Source organism: Caballeronia sp. BCC1704, from assembly GCF_902833455.1.
In the GTDB taxonomy this organism is placed as follows: Bacteria; Pseudomonadota; Gammaproteobacteria; order Burkholderiales; family Burkholderiaceae; genus Caballeronia.
This window is the reverse complement of the sequence record NZ_CADFFT010000001.1, coordinates 1,422,792-1,444,760: the sequence shown is the minus strand read 5'-3', so window position 1 is coordinate 1,444,760 and position 21,969 is coordinate 1,422,792. Positions and strand designations below refer to the sequence as shown.

Sequence of the window (21,969 nt, the reverse complement as noted above, 5' to 3'; positions counted from 1 at the left end):
GTTTGACGCATCAACCGATTCAAACGATGAGCGATACGAACCCGGAATCAAAAACCTCCATTCAGGTCATCGAGCGCATGATGAGCCTGTTGGACGCCCTCGCCGATCATACCGATCCGGTCAGCCTGAAGGAACTCTCGCACAACACGGGGCTGCACCCTTCCACCGCGCACCGCATCCTAAACGACATGGTGCTGTGCCGGCTGGTCGACCGTTCCGATCCGGGCACCTACCGGCTCGGCATGCGCCTGCTCGAACTCGGCAATCTCGTGAAAGCGCGGCTTTCCGTGCGCGAAGCGGCCATGTCGCCGATGCGCGAGCTGCACCGCCAGACCGGGCAGACCGTGAATCTCTCGGTCCGTCAGGGCGATGAGATCGTGTATATCGAGCGCGCGTATTCGGAGCGCTCGGGCATGCAGGTGGTTCGCGCGATCGGCGGGCGGGCGCCGCTTCATCTGACGTCGGTCGGCAAGCTCTTTCTCGCCGCCGACGAAGCCGCCCGCGTGCGCGCCTACGCGATGCGCACCGGCCTGTCGGGGCACACGCAGAACAGCATCACGGATCTGGCCAAGCTCGAGCGCGAGCTGTCGTTCGTGCGGCAGCAGTCGTGCGCGCGCGACAACGAGGAACTCGAGCTGGGCGTGCGCTGCATCGCGGCAGGCATCTATGACGACACGGGACGGCTCGTCGCGGGTTTGTCGCTGTCCGCGCCGGCCGACCGGCTTCAGGACGCCTGGCTCAAGCAGCTGAGCCATACCGCGCTGGAGATCTCGCGGTCGCTCGGCTATCAGGAACACCAGCCGGGCGAGGCGCATCAGCCGCAGCGTTGATCGCGGGATCGAACGAAAAAGCCGGATTCGTCTTTCGACGAATCCGGCTTTTATTTGGCCGCTGACTGCTGCGCTGACCGCTAACTTTGCTTACGCGATCACGGGTTCGCGCCGCCGCCCATGTCGGCGCTCATGATGCGCGGCTCGCCGAGCGTATCGAGGTACGTGCGCAGACGGGTTGCATCGGCGAAACGCGAGTACTTCCCGTACGAATCGAGCAGCACCATGATGACGGGGCGCCCGTGCACGTTTGCCTGCATGACAAGGCACTCGCCCGCTTCGTTGATGAAGCCCGTCTTCTGCAAGCCGATGTCCCACGACGCGTTACGCACCAGCGCGTTGGTGCTGTTGTACGCGAGCGTGCGCTTGCCGGTGAAGACGTCGTAGCTGCGGTCCGTGGAGAACTTGCGGATCAGCGGATACTGATACGCCGCGTTCACCATCTTGACGAGATCACGCGCGCTCGAGACGTTGAGGCTCGTGAGCCCGGTGGAATTCTCGAAGTGCGTGTCAGTCATGCCGAGCGACTTCGCCTTCGCGTTCATCGCCGCGATGAACGCGGGACGCCCGCCGGGGTAATAGCGCGACAGCGCGGCCGCGGCGCGGTTTTCAGACGCCATCAGCGCGATGTGCAGCATGTCTTCGCGATTCAGCACCGAGCCGACGGAAAGCCGCGAGCCGGTGTACTTCTCGTAATCGCGGTCTTCGTCCGTCACCGTGATTTCGTCGGTGAGCGGCATGTGCGAGTCGAGCACGACCATGGCGGTCATCAGCTTCGTGATCGACGCGATGGGCACGACGGCGCGCGAGTTCTTGTCGAAGAGCGTCTCGGACGTGTCCTGGTCGACCACGTAGGCCACGCTCGAACGCAGCGCGAGACTATCCGCCGTGTCGTGCAGGCCGAACGCCTGACCGACCGACGTGGCGCGCGGCTGATACGCCACCGCATGCACGGCGGACCGGCGCGCGTGGGGGTCCATCCGGTAGTTCACGCGATGCTTGCGCGAGACCTTCGGCGCGTCGTCGTCATCGCCGGCTGCGGCGACTTTCGCGGCGCGCGCCGACTTGCCCGCCTTCGCGACACGAGCGCGGCCAGCGGTCTTTTCTTCGGTAGCGGACTTCTTGTGATGGGTGACGGTGGCGGATTTGGCGAGGGCTTCAGCCGGAGCCGCTGCAAACGATGTCGCTACAGCCAGTGATACGGCGAGGGACAAAGCTGAGCGCAATGCCACGCCGTGCACCACTTTTAGCGACGAAAACATTTCGGTTTTCATTAGTGTTCTGTTGGGCGGCTGAGAGTACCGCCAAGTGTAGTGAAGCTGCGAAATTTAAGCAATATTAAGCACTTATCGACGCTCGTTAAACTGAGTTGTAAGCGTTGATTGCTTGTTTCTGACACATCGCGAAACGCGATCGGAAAAAACGATCGCTTTCTGCAGACCGAATGCCGCTGAGAACGCGCTTTTGTACGACACGACTCACGCGTTATCGGCAAATTCTTCTGAACCTTGAGCGCTGAACTGATGAAAGGTGCAATCCGCTCTCGAACTGGCCTCGATGCTGCGAGGCATCAGGAGCGTCCGATCAACAGTCGAAATGTTAACGGTTCTTCAACAATTTGGTGTACGGCGGCATCCTAAAAATAGGACGGATGCACGAATCGTCTTAGTCGGCTGCGACGCGTGGCGCGCACCGGCGTCGCTCACGCACCTGCTCTAAGCGTTCGGATGCGGTGCAGGGGTTTTCCGCAGTGCCGGTCACTGTGCCAACGTCGATTACTTAAGTCCATGATTCACAACGTCTTCGCAACGATTGTGCAATGCACAAAAACTGCTTGACATCACTAAGAATATCTCTAAAATGGGCTTCATGTTGCGACGCACCAATAGAAGTAGCACCAACTAGCAGCACTTCGCTGCATCCACCAAGCCACGACCCGCCATGATGGGTCGGCAATCAGGAGCCTGAGATGACCCTACTGACCCCCGAACAAATCGCCGCTGCACAGAAAGCCAACTTCGACACGCTGTTCGGTCTGACGAACAAAGCGTTCGAAGGCGTGGAAAAGCTCGTCGAGCTGAACCTGCAAGTCGTCAAGTCGACGCTCGCCGAAGGCCAGGAAAACGCTCAGCGCGCGCTGTCCGTGAAGGACGCGCAAGAACTGCTCGCGCTGCAAGCCAGCCTGACGCAGCCGGTCGCCGAGAAGGTGCTGTCGTACGGCCGTCACCTGTATGAAATCGCGTCGGCCACGCAGGCCGAGTTCGCCCGTGTCGCCGAAGCGCAATACGAAGAGCAGAACCGCAAGGTGCAGGCACTCGTCGACAACGTCGCGAAGAACGCGCCCGCTGGTTCGGAAACGGCCGTCGCCGTGATGAAGTCGGCTATCACCGCCGCCAACACGACGTACGAAACGGTTCACAAGGCAACGAAGCAAGCTGTCGAAATCGCCGAGAGCAACTTCAACGCAGCCGCCACGGCCGCGACGAAGGCTGCCACGCAAGCGACGGAACAAGCTGCCCGCGCTGCAAAGCGCCCGACGGTCGCCTAAGTTCGAATCGAGTGTTCGAGCGTTAAGCGTTGTGCGAAAAACCCGGCTGCGGCCGGGTTTTTCTTTGCCCCGACGACTCGTCACGCCAAATAAAAAGGCGCGTTCCCGCCAAGGGAAACGCGCCTTTCTCACATCTGACCGCGGACTGCCTTACTTCTTGCGCTGCGGCGGCAGGTCCGTACAGACGCCCTCGTAAAGCTCGGCCGCCATGCCGATCGACTCGCCGAGCGTCGGGTGCGGGTGAATCGTGCGGCCGATATCGGTCGCATCCGCGCCCATCTCGATCGCGAGGCACACTTCGCTGATCAGATCGCCCGCGTTCAGGCCGACGATGCCGCCGCCGATCACGCGATGCGTTTCTTCATCGAAGATCAGCTTGGTGAAGCCCTCGTCGCGGCCATTGGCGATCGCGCGGCCCGACGCGGCCCACGGAAACACCGCTTTGCCGTACTTGATGCCTTCGGCCTTGCACTGGTCCTCGGTCTTGCCCGCCCACGCCACTTCCGGATCGGTGTACGCCACCGACGGAATCTGCATCGCGTCGAAGTACGCCTTTTCGCCGTGCGCCGCTTCCGCCGCGACGTGACCTTCGTGCACGGCCTTGTGTGCGAGCATCGGCTGGCCGACGAGATCGCCGATCGCAAAGATGTGCTCGACATTCGTGCGCATCTGCTTGTCGACGTTGATGAAGCCGCGCTCCGTCACCGCGACGCCCGCCTTGTCCGCGCCGATCTTGCCGCCGTTCGGCGTGCGGCCGACCGACAACAGCACGAGGTCGTAGCGTTGCGCCTCCGCCGGCGCCTTCTCGCCTTCGAAGGTCACGTAGATGCCGTCTTCCTTCGCTTCGGCCTTCGTGGTCTTCGTCTTCAGCATGACGTTCGCGAAACGCTTGGCGTTGAATTTCTCCCACACTTTCACGAGATCGCGGTCCGCGCCCATCATCAGGCCGTCGAGCATTTCGACGACATCGATCTCTGCGCCGAGCGTCGAATAGACGGTGGCCATTTCCAGACCGATGATGCCGCCGCCCACCACCAGCATGCGCTTGGGCAACTGACGCAACTCCAGCGCGCCGGTGGAATCGACCACGCGCGGGTCATCCGGGAAGAACGGCAGCTTTACCGCCTGCGAGCCCGCCGCGATGATCGCCTTCTGGAACTTGACGACCTTCTTGCCGTCCGCGCCCTGCACTTCCATGTGATGCGGATCGACGAACGTGCCGACGCCCGTCACCACCTGCACCTTGCGCGCCTTCGCCATGCCCGCGAGGCCGCCCGTCAGCTTCTTGACGACGCCTTCCTTGAAGCCGCGCAGCTTGTCGAGGTCGATGGTCGGCTTGCCGAAGCTGATGCCGTGTTCGGCGAGCTCGTGTGTTTCATCCATGACGAGCGCGGTGTGCAAGAGCGCCTTCGACGGAATGCAGCCGACGTTCAGACACACGCCGCCGAGCGTCGAATAACGTTCGACGAGCACGGTCTTCATGCCGAGATCGGCGGAACGGAACGCCGCCGAGTAGCCGCCGGGGCCGGCGCCGAGCACGAGCATTTCGCACTCGATATCCGCCGAGCCCGAATAGCTGCCCGCTTGCGGCGCGGGCGCGGCGGTCGCCTTCTCGGCCGGTTGCGGCGCGGCGGCCGCGGGGTTCGTCGGCACGTAGGTCGTGCCGCCGCCCTGGCCTTCGAGCGTCAGGATGAGCGTGCCTTCCGAGACGTTATCGCCCACCTTCACCTTCAGTTCCTTGACGGTGCCGGCTGCGGGCGAAGGCACGTCCATCGTCGCCTTGTCGGATTCCAGCGTGATGAGCGACTGTTCTTTCTCGACCGTATCGCCCGGCTTCACGTGAATTTCGATGATCGGAATGTCCGTGAAGTCGCCGATATCCGGCACCTTCACGTCCTGCGTGCCGCCGCCGGAAGCCGCGGGCGCAGCGGGAGCGGGCTGGGCCGTCGACGCTTCCTTCGGCGCCCCGCCGGCCGGCGCGCCCGACCCGGCCGCCGCGCCTTCGGTCTCGACCATCGCGATGACCGAGCCTTGCGAAACCTTGTCGCCCTGCTTGACCTTCACTTCCTTGATGGTGCCTGCCACGTCGGCGGGCACTTCCATCGTCGCCTTGTCGGTTTCGAGCGTGATGACGCCCTGTTCCTTTTCGATGACGTCGCCGGGCTGAATATTGACTTCGATGACATCGACATCGGAGAAGTCGCCGATGTCGGGTACTTTTAGTTCGACGAGACTCATGGTGTCCCCTAAGAGAAGAGCGGATGGAACCGGAACGCGCTTGAGAGCGCGCGCGGTTCCGCCGTCGGCTGGGCCGCGCGTTCGGACGGGCAAGCCCGAACGCGCGCCGCGATCAAAGAATCACGCGACGGAAATCCGCCAGAATCGCCGACAGATACGCGTTGAAGCGCGCGGCTTCCGCGCCGTCGATCACGCGATGGTCGTACGACAGCGAGAGCGGCAGCGTGAGACGCGGCACGAACTGCTTGCCGTCCCACACCGGCTTTTGCTGGCCGCGCGACAACCCGAGGATCGCCACTTCCGGCGCGTTGATGATCGGCGTGAAGTGCGTGCCGCCGATGCCGCCCAGCGACGAGATCGAGAAGCAGCCGCCCTGCATCTGGTCCGGCTTCAGCTTGCCTTCGCGGGCGAGCTTCGACAGCTCGGCCATTTCCTTTGCGATATCGACGAGGCCCTTCTTGTCCGCATCGCGGATCACAGGAACGACGAGGCCATTCGGCGTGTCGGCCGCGAAACCGATGTGGTAGTACTTCTTGAAGACGAGGTTGTCGCCGTCGAGGCTCGCGTTGAAGGTCGGGAACTTCTTAAGCGCCGCGACCACGGCCTTGATGACGAACGCGAGCATCGTGAACTTCACGCCCGCTTTCTCGTTTTCCTTGTTCAGCTTGACGCGCAGCTCTTCCAGCTCGGTGATGTCCGCTTCGTCGTTGTTCGTGACGTGCGGGATCATGACCCAGTTGCGATGCAGGTTCGCGCCCGAGATCTTCTTGATGCGCGAAAGCGGTTTCGGGTCGACTGGACCGAACTTCGTGAAATCGACCTTCGGCCACGGCAAAAGGCCCAACTCGCCGCCGCCACCGCCCGCCGGCGCGGCTGCCGCGGCGGGCGCCTTGGCCTGCCCCGTCATCACGCCCTTCACGAATGCGGTGACGTCCTGCTGCGTGATGCGTCCCTTCGGACCGGTGCCGTTCACGCGCGTCACGTCCACGCCGAGTTCACGCGCGAACTTGCGCACCGAAGGCGACGCGTGGCTCGACGTGCGCGTGCCGTCGCCGGCCGGCATCACGGGCGCTTGCGCGAGCGCGGACGGCGCTTCCTTGGCGGGCGCGGGCTTCGCGGGCGCATCGGGCGGCGCTGCGGCCGGCGACGGCGCTTCCTGCTTCGGCGCCGCTGCGGCTGGCGCTGCGGCAGCACCGCTTTCGCCGCCTTCGAGCACCAGAATCAGCGATCCTTCGGACACCGTATCGCCGATCTTCACCTTCAGTTCCTTGACTGTGCCCGCTGCGGGGCTCGGCACGTCCATCGTCGCCTTGTCGGATTCGAGCGTGACGAGCGACTGTTCCTTCTCGACCTTGTCCCCGACCTTGACGGCGATCTCGATGATCGGAATGTCCGTGAAGTCGCCGATATCCGGCACCTTCACTTCCACCGATCCGCCGCCGCCCGAAGCCTGCGAGGGCTGCGAGTGCGTCTGCGTTTGCGCGGGCGCTTCTTCTTTCGAAGGCGCGGCAGACGCAGCCGCCGCTGCGTTCGCGCCGCCTTCCAGCACGACGATGAGCGTGCCTTCGGAGACGTTGTCGCCCACCTTGACCTTGACTTCCTTCACCGTGCCCGCCGACGAACTGGGCACGTCCATCGTGGCCTTGTCGGATTCGAGCGTGACGAGGGATTGTTCCTGCTCAACGACATCGCCCGGCTTGACCAGCACTTCGATCACCGGAATGTCCTTGAAATCGCCGATGTCCGGCACTTTGACTTCGATCGCTTGACTCATTATTAGTGTCTCCTGGGTTGCACGCGGCCTCTTTCCGCTTCGGAAAGAGGCCGCGTCACAACGCTCGGGGGCGATGCCTTTAGACGGTCATCGGGTTGGGTTTGGCCGGGTCGAGGTTGTACTTCTTGATCGCCTCAGCGACGACATTGCGCTCGATCGTGCCTTCGTCGGCGAGCGCGTTGAGCGCCGCCAGCGTGACCCAGTAGCGGTCGACTTCGAAGAAGTGGCGCAGCGCCTCGCGCGTATCCGAGCGGCCGTAGCCGTCGGTGCCGAGCACCACGAACTTGTTCGGCACATAGCCGCGAATCTGGTCGACGAGCGCGCGGATGTAGTCCGTCGACGCGATCACCGGGCCCTGCGCGTCCTTCAGCAGCTTCGTCACGTGCGGCACGCGCTTCTCTTCGGTCGGATGCAGCAGGTTGTAGCGCTCGCACGCCTGGCCTTCGCGGGCCAGTTCGGTGAAGCTCGGCACGCTCCAGAGATCGGCGGACACGCCCCAGTCGTTCTTCAGCAGGTCGGCGGCGGCGATCACTTCGTTGAAGATCGTGCCCGCGCCCATCAGCTGGACGTGCGCCTTGCCTGCGCTCTCGGCTTTCTTGAACGAGTACATGCCCTTGATGATGTCGGCCGCGACCGACTCGCCTTGCGGGATCGCCGGATGCTCGTAGTTCTCGTTCATCACGGTGATGTAGTAGTACACGTCCTCCTGCTCCTGCACCATGCGGCGCAGGCCGTCCTGCATGATGACCGCGAGTTCGTAGCCGAAGGTCGGGTCGTAGCTCACGCAGTTCGGGATCGACGCCGCCCACAAGAGCGAGTGGCCGTCTTCGTGCTGCAGGCCTTCGCCGTTGAGCGTCGTGCGGCCAGCGGTGCCGCCCAGGAGGAAGCCACGCGAACGCATGTCGCCCGCGGCCCACGCCAGATCGCCGATGCGCTGGAAGCCGAACATCGAATAGAAGATGTAGAACGGGATCATGATCTCGCCGTGCGTCGAGTACGACGTCGCGGCCGCGATCCAGTCACACATGCCACCAGCTTCGTTGATGCCTTCCTGCAGGATCTGACCCGTCTCCGATTCCTTGTAGAACATCAGCTGGTCGGAGTCTTCCGGAATGTACTTCTGGCCGTCCTGATTCCAGATGCCGATCTGGCGGAAGAGGCCTTCCATGCCGAAGGTGCGCGACTCGTCGGGCACGATCGGCACGACGCGCTTGCCGATGGCCTTGTCCTTCAGCAGGATGTTCAGCACGCGCACGAACGCCATCGTCGTGGAGATTTCGCGGCCTTCGCCCGTGCCCTTCAGGAGCGGTTCGAACGCGGAGAGCGCCGGCACCGGCAACGATTCCGCCTTTTGGCGGCGCGCCGGCAGATAGCCGCCGAGATCCATGCGCTTCTGGCGCATGTATTCCAGTTCCTTCGAGCCTTCCTCGAACGTGAGATACGGCACGTCGACGATCTGCTCGTCGCTGATCGGCAGACGGAACTGGTCGCGGAATTTCTTCAGCGTCTCGATCGGCAGCTTCTTCTGCTGGTGCGTGATGTTCATCGCCTGACCGTGCTCGCCCATGCCATAGCCCTTGATGGTCTTGGCGAGGATGACGGTCGGCGCGCCCTTCGTCTTCGTGGCGGCGTCGAACGCGGCGTAGATCTTGTGCGGATCGTGGCCGCCGCGGTTCAGGTTCCAGATGTCTTCATCGGACCAGTCGGCGACGAGCGCCTTGAGTTCCGGCGTGTTGAAGAAGTGTTCGCGCACGAACGCGCCCGACTCCGACTTGTATGTCTGATATTCGCCGTCGACCACTTCCATCATGCGGCGCATCAGCGCGCCCGTCTTGTCGCGGGCGAAGAGCGCGTCCCAGCGGCTGCCCCAGATCACCTTGATGACGTTCCAGCCCGCGCCGCGGAATTCGCTTTCGAGTTCCTGGATGATCTTGCCGTTGCCGCGCACCGGGCCGTCCAGACGCTGCAGATTGCAGTTGATGACGAATACGAGGTTGTCGAGACGCTCGCGGCCGGCCATGCCGATCGCGCCGAGCGATTCCGGCTCGTCCGTTTCGCCGTCGCCGAGGAACGCCCAGACCTTGCGGCCTTCCGTCTTCGCGATGCCGCGCGCCTGCATGTACTTCATGAAGCGCGCCTGATAGATCGCCATGATCGGGCCGAGGCCCATGGAGACGGTCGGGAACTGCCAGAAGTCCGGCATCAGCCACGGATGCGGATACGACGAGATGCCCTCGCCGCCCACTTCCTGGCGGAAGTTGTCCAGTTGCTTCTCAGTCAGGCGGCCGAGCAGGAACGCGCGCGAGTACACGCCCGGCGACGAGTGACCCTGCACGAATACGAGGTCGCCGCCGTGTTCTTTGGACGGCGCGTGCCAGAAGTGATTGAAGCCGACGTCATAGAGCGTCGCGGCCGACGCGAACGAAGCGATGTGCCCGCCGACGTTCGTGTCCTTGCCCGCGCGCAGCACCATGGCGATGGCGTTCCAACGCGTGTACGAACGGATGCGGTGCTCGACGTCCTGGTCGCCCGGAATCTTCGCCTGCGACGCGACCGGAATCGTGTTGATGTACGGGGTGTTGGCCGAAAACGGCAGGTGTTCGCCGTGCACGCGAGCGAACTCGATCTGTTTCTCGATCAGGTAATGCGCGCGGTCAGGGCCGACCGCTGAAATCACGCCATCCAGTGCTTCGAGCCATTCGGCGGTTTCTTGCGGATCGTCGTCCTTGGCATTGGCGACATATTTGAGAACTTCGTCGGGTACAGCGGACATGCTCGTCTCCTGATGTGAGGAACGCTCTAAGAACAGCCGAAAAACACACGCCCGCACGGACTCGGGCACTGGCCGCGTGCCGGCATTCTAAAGAGGGTCCAGACCTAGTAGCAAGGAATTTTTCGAATCATGGGAGCGGATCTCATGATGTGAAAAAATGCTGCAATGCACCGTCCCATATAATTTTTCTGTTCAGACGTTTCTCCTCCTTTTCCCGCAAATGAGCCGTCTTTACCGTCTTTTTACGCCAATTAACAATCGGGTGCTGCGTTACAATCGCTTCCATGTTGACTGACCGGCTGATCAAACGCTCGGCGCGCGTCGGTAAGAAACCGACCGACTCGTCGCCCTCCCGCTGGCACCACGGCCCGTGGTGGTCGAACTCCTATTTACTCACGCCGCTCATCTCCATCATCGTTTTTTTGGTGGTGATGAGTCTGATTCTCTGGAGCCTGAACCGGCGCGAGCAGCAGCAACAGGAAGACACGCTGTACCGCAACGTCGCGTGGGCGCAGCAGCAAATCCGTCTTGCCATGACGGGTGCGCAAGAACAAATCCAGGCCCTCGCGCGCGACATCGCGGCCGGCCACGGCGACTCGCAGAACTTCCAGACCGCGTCCACCGACATCATGCAGGGGCATCCCGAGATCCTCTACATGAACTGGTACACGAGCGAGCACAAGCCGCGCTGGCCCAATACGCCGCTGCCGGTGCTCGGCTCGCGCCTCGCGAAGCCGAACGACACGCAAATGGACGAGGCCGTGCAGGCCGCGTTCGACGAGGCGCGCACCACGCGCCGCCAGGTCTACTCGCCGCTTCTCTACGACGACCTCGGCAACGGTTACATCACGCTGCAAACGCCCGTGTTTCGCGACCGCGAATTCCTCGGCTCCATCGCGGCGGTGTTTTCGATCGAAGGCATTCTGAAGCGCGACATTCCGAGCGAACTGTCCGCGAAGTACAAGATCTCGATCACCGATCTGAACAATCGCGAGCTCGCGACCACGTCGAGCCGCCCGCGCCTGCCGCGCGACATGTTCTACGACCTGCCGCTCGACCCGCCCGGACAGGGCCTGTCGGTGCGCGTCTATTCGTATCCGCAGCTCACGAACTTCACCAATAACACGCTGGTGTGGCTCGTCGCGGGCTTGTCGTGCTTCGTGCTGTGGAGCCTCTGGAGTCTGTGGAAGCACACGCGCCAGCGCTTCGAAGCGCAGCAGGCGCTCTACGCCGAAGCCTTCTTCCGCCGCGCGATGGAAAACTCGGTGCTGATCGGCATGCGCGTGCTCGACATGCACGGCCGCATCACGCACGTGAATCCCGCGTTCTGCCGCATGACGGGCTGGGACGAAAGCGATCTCGTCGGCAAGAACGCGCCGTTTCCGTACTGGCCCCGCGACGCATATCCGGAAATGCAGCGCCAGCTCGACATGACGCTGCGCGGCAAGGCGCCCTCGTCCGGCTTCGAGTTGCGCGTGCGCCGCAAGGACGGCTCGTTCTTCCACGCGCGGCTCTACGTCTCGCCGCTGATCGACAGTTCCGGCCGTCAGACGGGCTGGATGTCGTCGATGACGGACATCACCGAACCGAAGCGCGCCCGCGAGGAACTCGCCGCCGCGCACGAACGCTTCACCACCGTCCTCGAAAGCCTCGACGCGGCCGTGTCCGTGCTCGCCGCCGACGAAGCCGAACTGCTGTTCGCCAACCGCTACTACCGGCATCTGTTCGGCATTCGCCCGGACGGGCATCTGCAACTGGCGGGCGCGGCCTTCGACGGCAACGCGCAGAGCTCGTCCGACACGCTCGACATGATCGACACCTACGCGGGCCTGCCGGCCGCCGCGCTCACCGAAAGCTCGGCGGACGCGCAGGAGGTCTACGTCGAGGGCATCCAGAAGTGGTTTGAAGTGCGCCGCCAGTACATTCAGTGGGTGGACGGCCACCTCGCGCAGATGCAGATCGCGACCGACATCACGCAGCGCAAGCAGGCGCAGGAACTGGCGCATCAGCAGGAAGAAAAGCTTCAGTTCACGAGCCGCCTGATGACCATGGGCGAGATGGCGTCGTCGCTCGCGCACGAGCTGAACCAGCCGCTCGCCGCGATCAACAACTATTGCTCGGGCTGTGTCGCGCTCGTGAAGTCCGGCCGGATGACGCAGGAAACGCTGCTTCCGGTGCTGGAGAAGACCGCGCAGCAGGCGGTGCGCGCGGGCATGATCATCAAGCGCATCCGCGAGTTCGTGAAGCGCAGCGAGCCCAAGCGCCAGGCGACGCGCGTGGCGGATATCGTCGCGGACGCGGTCGGTCTCGCGGAGATCGAAGCGCGCAAGCGCAAGATCCGCATCGTCACCGAGATCCGCTCGCGCATGCCGGTGATCTACGTCGATCCGGTTTTGATCGAACAAGTGTTGGTCAACCTGTTGAAAAACGCGGCGGAAGCAATGCATGATGCAAAGCCGAACGCCGTCGATCCGGTGATTCGCGTGGTCGTGCAGCGAACCGATGGCGGTTTCGTGTGCATCAGCGTCGTGGATCAGGGTCCGGGCGTCGACGAAGCCACGGCCGAGCGTCTGTTCGAGCCGTTCTACAGCACGAAATCCGACGGCATGGGCATGGGCCTGAACATTTGCCGCTCGATCATCGAATCGCATCGCGGGCGGCTGTGGGTGGTGAACAACGTCGAAGCGGACGGCCACGTGACCGGCGCGACCTTCCACTGCAGCCTGCCGATCGGCGAAGCGGACGGATCGACGGGACCGGGCGCCGACGCGCGCGACGAACATACCAATACGAGACAACATACCGTTACGGGAGAACTATGAGCAGTCCAGTCACCACTCAGGAAACCGTCTTTGTCGTCGACGATGACGAGGCCGTGCGTGATTCTTTGCGCTGGCTGCTCGAAGCCAACGGCTATCGCGTGCAATGCTTTTCCAGCGCCGAATCGTTCCTCGACGTCTATCTGCCGATCGCGCATTCCGGCGCCATCGCCTGCCTGATTCTCGACGTGCGCATGGCCGGCATGACGGGCCTCGAATTGCAGGAAAAGCTGATTGCGGACAACTCCGTGCTGCCGATCATCTTCGTCACCGGTCACGGCGACGTGCCGATGGCTGTCTCGACCATGAAGAAAGGCGCGATGGATTTCATCGAGAAGCCGTTCGACGAGGCCGAGTTGCGCAAGCTGGTCGAGCGCATGCTGGAAAAGGCGCGCAGCGAGAGCACGAGCGTCCAGCAGCAGCGCGCGGCCGCCGAACGGCTCGGCAAGCTGACGGCTCGCGAGCATCAGGTGCTCGAGCGCATCATCGCGGGGCGTCTCAACAAGCAGATTGCCGATGATCTCGGCATCAGCATCAAGACGGTGGAAGCGCATCGCGCGAACATCATGGAGAAGCTCTCGGTGAATACCGTCGCCGATCTGCTGCGCCTCGCGCTGTCCAACAAGCCTCAGCAGTAACCGTCCTGGCGGTTCCCTTGCGTGGCCGGCTTCCATGCCGGCCACTGTCGTTTGCATGGCTTGCCGCATCCGCGAAACAGAAACGTGAAATTTCGTGTTTCGCATTGACACCGAAGAGCGCCCGCCCGTAGTTTGATCGTGCCCCAACATCGGAGTCGATCATGCGCGACAAGGCAACCGCTGTAAGCACCGGCAAAGGTTTCGCCGTCCACCGCAAGCCCGCGCGAACGTGTCCATCCCTAGCCGCTTCGTCTGGCAGTTCCCCGGTCCCCTCTCAATCACCCACTTGGTATCCGTCGACTTGGCGCCGCGGGCCGATGAAAGCGTCGAAGTTCGTGCCTCTTGGCAGTCATGTCGCGCACTGGGCGCCTCAAGCAGCCGGCTTCGCCGCCTTCCTTTACCGATCCCACAACGCACCCGAGTCCCCCGCTTCCGATCCGTCGATCTGTCGCTGGTCAGCGGAAGCACCGACGTTCTTGCGTCTCGGCAGACATGTCGCACGCCCGGCGTCTCAAGCGCGTTACTCGGCTGCCTCAGTTCGTCGATCCACCAACGCACCCGAGCCCTTCGCTTCCAGTTTGCTGCTGACGTGCCGCTGGCCAGTCGACGCGCCGACGTTACTGCGCCCTGACAGTCATGTCGCGCGCCGGGCGGACTTAGGCTCACGCGACACGCCATGCCAGTCGGTCGCGGACCGCCTGCGGCCGGTGCGCCTTCTCGCGCTCGCCGCAATGCTCGCCGCCGCGCCGCTCGCCGTATTTCATGTGCCGCCCGCGCACGCTCAGACGCAGCCCGCCGGCCAGAAGCTCTCGAACGAGCAGATCGATGCGCTCGTCGCGCCCATCGCGCTTTATCCCGATGCGCTGCTCGCGCAGGTGCTGATGGCCTCGACGTATCCGCAGGACATTCAGGCGGCCGCGCAGTGGTCGAAGGCCAATCCGAACATCAAGGGCGACGACGCCGTGAAGGCCGTGCAGTCCGAGCCGTGGGACCCGAGCGTGCAATCGCTGGTTGCTTTCCCGCAAGCATTGGCGACGATGGCGTCCAAGCCCGACTGGGTTTCGCAACTCGGCAACGCGTTTATCGCGCAATCCGGCGACGTGATGGATTCCGTGCAGCGGCTGCGGCGCGCGGCGCAGAGCGCGGGCAATCTCAAGAGCAGCGAACAGCAGAAGGTGGTCGTCGAGCAGAGCACCATTCAGATCGTGCCGGCCAATCCGCAAGTGGTCTATGTGCCGACCTATAACCCGACCGTGGTCTACGGCGCGTGGCCGTATCCCGCGTATCCGCCGGTCTACGTGCCGCCGCCGCCCGGCTATGCGATCGCCTCCGGGCTCGCGGCCGGGCTCGCGTTCGGTACCGGGGTCGCGGTCGCGAACGCGCTATGGGGCAACTGCGACTGGGGCCGTCACGACGTCAACGTGAACGTGAACCGCTACAACAACATCAACGTCAACAACCGCATCAACGCGAACAGCAACAACGTGCGCTGGAACCGCAACGACCCGCAGTTCAACCGCAATAACATCGGCAACCGGCAGAACTTCGGGAACCAGAATCTCGGCGGAGCGAATCGCGATCAGTTCCGCGGCCGCGATCAGGCGCGCGCGCAGGCGGCGCAAACGCTCCAGCAGCGCACCGGGCAGAACCTCAATCAGTCGGCGAGCCAGCGCGTGCAGAACATCCGGCAAGGCGGCGAAGGGCGCGGCATCGGCAACAACGATCTGCATCAACGCGCGCAAAGCGTGAACCGCGACAACGCGCTGCGCGGCGCGGGCGACGGCAACGCGGCGCGGCAGGACATCCAGCGCGGGCAAGCAAGCCGCCAAGCGTTTGCGAGCGCGCATCCAAATGCGGGCGGCGGCTTCGAACGACAAGGCGGCGGACTCGGCAGCGGCGGCGGCGGGATCCAGCGCAGCGGCGGGTTCCAGGGCGGCGGCGCGGGCGGCGGGTTTCACGGCGGCGGCGGGGGCGGCACGTTTCACGGCGGCGGCGGCTTTCATCGCCGCTGAGCCGCCGAGCTTCGCTGCGCCCCATCCACGCCCACGACTCAGGAGCCCGACATGATCTCGATGAAAACACTTGCCGCATCGCCCCGCCCTTTTCTCTGCGCATCGCTTTTGCTCGTGGCCTCGCTCGGGCAGGCGCAGGCCGTCTACCCGACGCCCGAAGCCGCGGCGCAAGCTTTCACCGACGCCATCGCATCGAATGACGAAACCGCGCTCTCCAAAGTGCTCGGCAAGGACCACGCGCGCTACGTGCCGACCGACAACATCGGCGAGGAAGACGTCTACGAGTACCTCGGCTCGTGGTCGAAGGGACACCGGATCGTCGAGGAGAGCGGACCGGCCGGCGGCCCGAAGCGCGCGCACATCGAAACTGGCGACAGCGGCTGGACCCTGCCGATTCCGCTCGTGCAGACGGACAAGGGCTGGCGCTTCGACATGCCCGCCGCGCGCGACGAAGTGCTGACGCGGCGCATCGGCCGCAACGAGCGATCGGTGATGCGCGTCGCGCTCGCCTACGTCGACGCGCAGAACGACTATCGCAAGCTCACGAACCACTACGCCGACCGCTTCGTGAGCACGCCCGGCAAGCACGACGGCCTCTACTGGGACACGGCGCCCGGCGAGCCGGAAAGCCCGCTCGGCCCGCTCGCGGCGGCCATGCCGAACAAGGCGACGGCCTCGGGCGGCTACTACGGCTATCACTACCGCATCCTGACCGCGCAAGGGCCGCACGCGAAAGGCGGCGCGAAGAACTACATGAAAGGCGGCGCGCTCGCGGACGGCTTCGGCCTGATCGCATGGCCGGCGAAGTACGGCGAAACGGGCGTGATGTCCTTCATGCTCGATCAGGACGGGCAGCTCTATCAGAAGAACCTCGGCCCGGCGTCGGCGCGCGTGGCGGCGTCCATCAAGTCGTTCGATCCCGATTCTTCTTGGCAGCCCGTCTCGCCATAGACCGACGAGCACGGCGGGCACCCTCGCCCAACACGCCGCCGGACGCCGGAAAGCGCCCGGCGGTATAATCTCGCCCTTCTTCGAGGGCGCCTTGCGCGCCCTGGCACGCCCGGCAGCCGACGTATCGCCTGCGCGCCCTCCCCGCTACGCCCAATCTCGATTCCGATTCGCCATGACTGCCCAACTCATCGACGGTAACGCCCTCTCCAAGACTCTTCGCGCCGATGTCGCCGCCCGCGCGGCCGCGCTCACCGCTCGCGGACACAAGCCGGGGCTCGCCGTGGTGCTCGTCGGCGACAATCCGGCGAGCGAAGTCTATGTGCGCAACAAGGTAAAGGCGTGCCAGGACAACGGACTGCATTCGGTCTTCGACCGCTTTCCCGCGACGCTGGCCGAAAGCGAACTGCTCGCGCACATCGAGAAGCTGAACGCCGATCCGGCCATTCACGGCATTCTGGTGCAGTTGCCGCTGCCCGCACATATCGACAGCCATAAGGTGATCGAAGCCATTGCGCCGGAGAAGGACGTGGACGGCTTTCACGTCGCGAATGCGGGCGCGCTGATGACCGGCAAGCCGCTCTTTCGCCCGTGCACGCCGTATGGCGTGATGAAGATGTTCGAGGCGCACGGCATCGACCTGACGGGCGCGAATGCGGTGGTGATCGGCCGCTCGAATATCGTCGGCAAGCCGATGGCGCTGTTGCTGCTCGAAGCGGGCGCGACCGTCACGATCTGCCACAGCAAGACGCGCGATATTGCGCACTACACACGCAACGCCGATGTCGTCGTCGCGGCGACCGGCCGCCGCAACATCCTGACCGCCGACATGGTGAAGCCGGGCGCGACGGTGATCGACGTCGGCATGAATCGCGATGAAGCCGGCAAACTCTGCGGCGACGTCGACTTCGCGGGCGTGAAGGAAGTCGCGGGCTACATCACGCCGGTGCCGGGCGGCGTCGGCCCGATGACCATCACCATGCTGCTCGTCAACACCATCGAAGCCGCCGAGCGCGCGGCACAGGCGTAAGCCGCAGGGGACGCGCGCCATCGCGATCGTCCCCTTAGAAACAATCCATTGGATTTTGGCCCCGCGGCCCCAATAATGCTCCCATAGCATTCGGACACGAGCGGCGCGGGCTTCGCATGACTGGCCCGCTCCGCGCTTCAACGATCACAGAACCGGGAGAGCCATGAGCGATACCACCGCAGCCACGCCGACCACGGCAGCATCCAATCCGCTGCTCGATTTTTCCGACTTGCCGCGCTTCGGCGACATCAAGCCCGAGCATGTCACCCCGGCGCTCGACGTGTTGCTGGCGGCGGCTAAAAGCGCCGTCGATCGCGCGAGCGCCCCGGACACGCCTGCCACGTGGCAAGACGTCGTCGAAACGGTGGAGCGTGAATCGGAAAAGCTCTCGCGCGCGTGGGGCATCGTCGGGCATCTGAACGCCGTCGCCGATACGCCCGAGCTGCGCGCCGCCCATGCCGAGAACCTGCCGCGCGTCACGGAGTTTTCGGCGAGCGTCGGCCAGAACCTCGCGCTGTACGAGAAGTACAAGGCGATCGCCGCAGGCGACGAATTCGCGGGACTTTCGCCCGAGCGCAAAAAGATTCTAGAGAACGCCCTGCGCGATTTCCGCCTGTCCGGTGCCGAGTTGCCCGAAGACCGCAAGCCGCGCTTCGCTCAATTGCAGGAAGAACAGGCTGCGCTCTCGAAGGCGTTTTCGGATCACGTGCTGGATTCGACCAACGCATATTCCTATGTCGTCACGCAGCAGAGCGACCTCGCCGGCCTGCCCGACGACGTGATCGAAGCCGCCCGCGAAGCCGCGCAGAAGGAAGGCAAGGAAGGCTGGAAGTTCACGCTGCACTTCCCTTCGTACTTCCCCGTGTTGCAATACGCAGAGCATCGGCCGATGCGCGAGGCGATGTATCGCGCGTATGTCACGCGGGCGTCGGAACTCGGCGAAACCTACGGTCACGGCAAGCCCGAATGGGACAACACGCAGAACATCGTCGAGCATCTGAAGCTGCGTCAGGAAGAAGCGCGCACGCTCGGCTATCAGAACTTCGCGGAAGTGTCGCTTGCGCCGAAGATGGCGGAATCGCCCGCGCAGGTCATCGCGTTTCTCGAAGACCTCGCCAAGCGCGCGCGTCCGTATGCCGAAAACGACTGGATGGAACTGCGCGCGTTCGCGGCGACCGAACTCGGCATGCCGGAGCTTCAGCCGTGGGATGTCGCCTATGCCGCCGAGAAGCTGCGCCAGAAGCGCTATTCGTTCTCCGAGAACGAAGTAAAGCAGTACTTCCCGCAGGAAGCGGTGCTCAAGGGCCTCTTCAAGGTGACCGAAACGTTGTTCAACGTCTCGATTCGCCGCGACGAAGCCGCCGTCTGGAATCCGGACGTGCGCTTCTTCCGCGTCGAGAACAAGGACGGCTCGCTCGTCGCGCAGTTCTATCTGGACCTGTACGCGCGCGAAGGCAAGCGCGGCGGCGCATGGATGGACGACGCCCGTGCCCGCCACAAGCGCACGCAAGGCGACGTGCAGACGCCGGTCGCGTACCTCACCTGCAATTTCTCAGCGCCAGTCGGCGGCAAGCCCGCCTGCTTCACGCACGATGAAGTCATCACGCTGTTCCACGAATTCGGGCACGGACTGCATCACATGCTCACGCGCGTCGACGAACTCGGCGTGTCGGGCATCAACGGCGTCGAATGGGACGCGGTGGAGTTGCCGTCGCAATTCATGGAGAACTTCTGCTGGGAGTGGGACGTGCTGACCGACATGTCGGCGCACGTCGAAACGGGCCAGCCGCTGCCGCGCGAACTCTTCGACAAGATGCTCGCTGCGAAGAACTTCCAGAGCGGTCTCGGCACGCTGCGTCAAATCGTCTTTTCGATGTTCGACATGGTGCTGCACACGTCCTACGATCCGGCCAACGGCACGCAGAACGTGAACGACCTCGCACGCGAGATCAACGAGAAGTTCCACGTCATTCCGCAGGCGCCCTTCTCGCGATGGCCGAATACGTTCAGCCACATCTTCGCGGGCGGTTACGCGGCGGGCTATTACAGCTACAAGTGGGCCGAAGTGCTGTCCGCCGACGCCTACGCCGCCTTCGAGGAAGCCGCCAAGGCCGCGAACGGGTCGGTGCTGAACGCGGAGACCGGCACGCGCTATCGCCGCGAGATTCTGGAGGTGGGCGGCAGCCGCCCGGCGATGGATTCGTTCAAGGCGTTCCGCGGACGCGAGCCGAGCATCGACGCGCTGTTGCGTCACAACGGCATGAGCGAGCACACGCAGACGGTGCACTGATCCAAAACCCCGGCCGCCGCGCCGGGGTTTTTTTCTTTTCAGCGCTGGATCCTGAAGTCCACTTCCGCAGGCCGGCCTTCCAGCGCGAGCGTCGCGCGCATGGACGGGCTGCGACTCACCACCTTCCCTCTTCTGATCACCGCCGTGCGCGCCGCGCGCAGACGGATCGCTTCGATCGGATCGCGCGCGTCGAGCACGACGCAGTCCGCATGACAGCCCACTTCCACGCCGTAGCCTTCGAGCCCGAGAATGCGCGCGGGCGTGCGCGTGACGGCATCGAAGCACGCATGCATCGCGTCGACGCCCGTCATCTGCGCGACGTGCAGGCCCATGTGCGCGACTTCGAGCATGTCGCCGGAGCCTAAGCTGTACCACGGGTCCATCACGCAGTCGTGGCCGAACGCGACGTCGATGCCCGCCGCCATCAGTTCGGGCACGCGCGTCATGCCGCGCCGCTTCGGGTACGTGTCCGAGCGACCCTGCAACGTGATGTTGATGAGCGGATTCGCGATCGCCGAGACGCCCGCTTCGCGCATCAGCGGAATGAGCTTGCTGACGTAATAGTTGTCCATCGAATGCATGGACGTGAGATGCGAGCCCGTCACGCGGCCGTGCAAACCTAGGCGATGCGTCTCCGCCGCGAGCGTTTCGATGTGGCGCGACATCGGATCGTCGGATTCGTCGCAGTGCATGTCCACGCGCAAGCCGTGCTGGGCCGCGTACTCGCACAGCAGCGTGACGGACGCCGCGCCGTCCGCCATCGTGCGCTCGAAATGCGGAATGCCGCCGACGACATCGACGCCGAGCGCGATCGCGCGCTTCAGGTTCTCGAATGCGCCCGGACTGCGCAGCACGCCGTCCTGCGGGAACGCGACGAGTTGCAGGTCGAGATACGGCTTCACGCGGCGCTTCACTTCGACGAGCGCCTCGGCGGCGAGCAGACGCGGATCGCAGACATCGACGTGCGAGCGGATCGCCAGCAGCCCGCGCGCGACGGCCCAGTCGCAATACTGCAGCGCCCGCTCGACGATGGCTTCCTGCGTGAGTTCGGGCTTAAGTTCGCCCCATAACGCGATGCCTTCGAGCAGCGTGCCGGACGCGTTCACGCGCGGCAGACCGTACGAGAGCGTCGCGTCCATGTGAAAGTGGGCGTCGACGAACGGCGCGGTGACGAGCGAACCGTTCGCGTCGATTTCCTCACGCGCGCTCGCATTCAGATGCGGCTCGATCGCAGCAATACGGCCTGCTTCCATGCCGATATCGACGAGCCCCGTCGAGCGCACGAGCGATGCACGGCGAATGATGAGATCCATATGAAGCCCTCGGGCGTAAGCGGTTCGGACGATTGTAGCGGGACATAAAAGCCCGCACGGGCCGCCTCGATGCTTATCGAATTGATCAGGAATTGAGAAGAAACGTTTGCCGATCCGCCGTGGCGGATGCGTCGGCACGTTTGGCGGCGAGCATTTAAGCGCGAGCTTACAATCGGTTGCAACTCAAGCAAAAGATACGGAGACCCAAGGTGCTAACCGCAAATCTTGCCTGCCGAAAGGACCGCAACCTGTTTCGAATGCTGTCGGGTGTCACCGGCTTCGTGCTTCGCCGCAGGCCCGGGCACACTGCGCAGGCTCACCCGCGCGTCGCGTTACCGAGCGCCGAAGTGCTGGCGCTCGCGCTTGCTGCGGAGGGTGGTTTTCGGCGCCACGCATCGTTGCCTTCGGGGCATTGTGCGGCCAGCAACTACTACGACCTCGCCATCTTCGAAGTCGACGTCGAGGCCGAGTCTCGCGGTCCGAAGCCTCCCCGCGGCGCGCAAGGCAAGGTCGTGATCGCGGCCACATCGGAAGCCGGCGCGCTCGATGTGCTCCGGGCGCAATTGCGCGGCGACGCACGCTGCTATGCGTTCCACTGGAACGGCCGAACCATTCCCGTGCACTACGTGCTGGGCGCATCGGGGCTTTACCTGTAGTCATCCCCGCGGACGGTTGAGGCCGTCTTCGCGTCCCGTCCCGCTTGCACCGCTGCATCGCGCGTGCAACCGGGTTCCTCTCGTACCGCTGTCCATAGCC

Annotated in this window: 14 protein-coding genes; 9 read left to right on the top strand and 5 right to left on the bottom strand. The window is 64.0% G+C overall.

The features are described from left to right. Positions 1–26 precede the first annotated feature (26 nt). On the top strand, positions 27–830 hold the full coding sequence (locus HWX53_RS06660; RefSeq protein WP_175939993.1) for an IclR family transcriptional regulator: 804 nt from the start codon (positions 27–29) through the stop codon (positions 828–830). Positions 831–928: 98 nt separating this feature from the next. On the opposite strand, the gene pbpG is transcribed toward HWX53_RS06660, so the two are convergent. Continuing rightward, entirely contained in the window at positions 929–2,104 is a 1,176-nt protein-coding gene (gene pbpG, locus HWX53_RS06655; RefSeq protein WP_175939992.1) for a D-alanyl-D-alanine endopeptidase, read from the bottom strand. 695 nt (positions 2,105–2,799) lie between these two features. Between pbpG and HWX53_RS06650 the strand changes: the two genes are divergently transcribed. Then, positions 2,800–3,378, top strand: coding sequence for a phasin family protein (locus tag HWX53_RS06650; RefSeq protein ID WP_175939991.1), 579 nt, complete (start codon positions 2,800–2,802; stop codon positions 3,376–3,378). A gap of 150 nt (positions 3,379–3,528) precedes the next feature. Here the strand turns inward: HWX53_RS06650 and lpdA are convergent, their stop codons facing one another. From lpdA to aceE, 3 genes are all read right to left on the bottom strand, one after another. Next, positions 3,529–5,616 carry a dihydrolipoyl dehydrogenase gene (gene lpdA / locus HWX53_RS06645; protein ID WP_175939990.1) on the bottom strand — a complete coding sequence of 696 codons (2,088 nt, stop codon included), beginning with the start codon at positions 5,614–5,616 and terminating at the stop codon, positions 3,529–3,531. A 112-nt stretch (positions 5,617–5,728) separates the two neighbouring features. Beyond that, positions 5,729–7,390: a dihydrolipoyllysine-residue acetyltransferase gene (gene aceF / locus HWX53_RS06640; RefSeq protein WP_175939989.1), complete on the bottom strand. Its 1,662-nt coding sequence runs from the start codon at positions 7,388–7,390 to the stop codon at positions 5,729–5,731. 79 nt (positions 7,391–7,469) lie between these two features. Then, positions 7,470–10,163 (bottom strand): pyruvate dehydrogenase (acetyl-transferring), homodimeric type, encoded by a 2,694-nt coding sequence (aceE, locus tag HWX53_RS06635; RefSeq protein ID WP_175939988.1) that lies wholly within the window; start codon positions 10,161–10,163, stop codon positions 7,470–7,472. Between the two features lie 284 nt (positions 10,164–10,447). On the opposite strand from aceE, the gene fixL reads away from it, so the two are divergent. The 6 genes from fixL (at position 10,448) to HWX53_RS06605 (ending at position 19,900) form a co-directional block, all read left to right on the top strand. After that, the gene (gene fixL / locus HWX53_RS06630) at positions 10,448–12,985 is read left to right on the top strand and encodes a PAS domain S-box protein (RefSeq protein WP_206467925.1); all 2,538 of its coding nucleotides are present in this window, start codon (positions 10,448–10,450) and stop codon (positions 12,983–12,985) included. Beyond that, positions 12,982–13,620, top strand: a complete 639-nt coding sequence (gene fixJ / locus HWX53_RS06625) for an oxygen response regulator transcription factor FixJ (protein ID WP_159835767.1) — start codon at positions 12,982–12,984, stop codon at positions 13,618–13,620. Before fixL ends, fixJ begins: the two co-directional genes overlap by 4 nt. 731 nt (positions 13,621–14,351) lie before the next feature. Further along, positions 14,352–15,632, top strand: a complete 1,281-nt coding sequence (locus HWX53_RS06620; protein WP_175940634.1) for a DUF3300 domain-containing protein — start codon at positions 14,352–14,354, stop codon at positions 15,630–15,632. Positions 15,633–15,683: 51 nt separating this feature from the next. After that, a complete protein-coding gene (locus HWX53_RS06615) occupies positions 15,684–16,583 on the top strand; it encodes a DUF2950 domain-containing protein (RefSeq protein ID WP_175939987.1) in 900 nt (299 codons plus the stop codon). Between the two features lie 172 nt (positions 16,584–16,755). Next, a complete protein-coding gene (gene folD, locus HWX53_RS06610) occupies positions 16,756–17,610 on the top strand; it encodes a bifunctional methylenetetrahydrofolate dehydrogenase/methenyltetrahydrofolate cyclohydrolase FolD (protein WP_175939986.1) in 855 nt (284 codons plus the stop codon). A gap of 163 nt (positions 17,611–17,773) precedes the next feature. Further along, positions 17,774–19,900: a M3 family metallopeptidase gene (locus HWX53_RS06605; protein WP_175939985.1), complete on the top strand. Its 2,127-nt coding sequence runs from the start codon at positions 17,774–17,776 to the stop codon at positions 19,898–19,900. A gap of 38 nt (positions 19,901–19,938) precedes the next feature. Here HWX53_RS06605 and HWX53_RS06600 read toward each other — a convergent pair whose 3' ends face one another. Continuing rightward, the gene (locus HWX53_RS06600; RefSeq protein ID WP_175939984.1) at positions 19,939–21,213 is read right to left on the bottom strand and encodes an amidohydrolase family protein; all 1,275 of its coding nucleotides are present in this window, start codon (positions 21,211–21,213) and stop codon (positions 19,939–19,941) included. Positions 21,214–21,389: 176 nt separating this feature from the next. On the opposite strand from HWX53_RS06600, the gene HWX53_RS06595 reads away from it, so the two are divergent. Next, positions 21,390–21,869 (top strand): hypothetical protein, encoded by a 480-nt coding sequence (locus HWX53_RS06595; protein WP_208454776.1) that lies wholly within the window; start codon positions 21,390–21,392, stop codon positions 21,867–21,869. Positions 21,870–21,969: the final 100 nt, after the last annotated feature.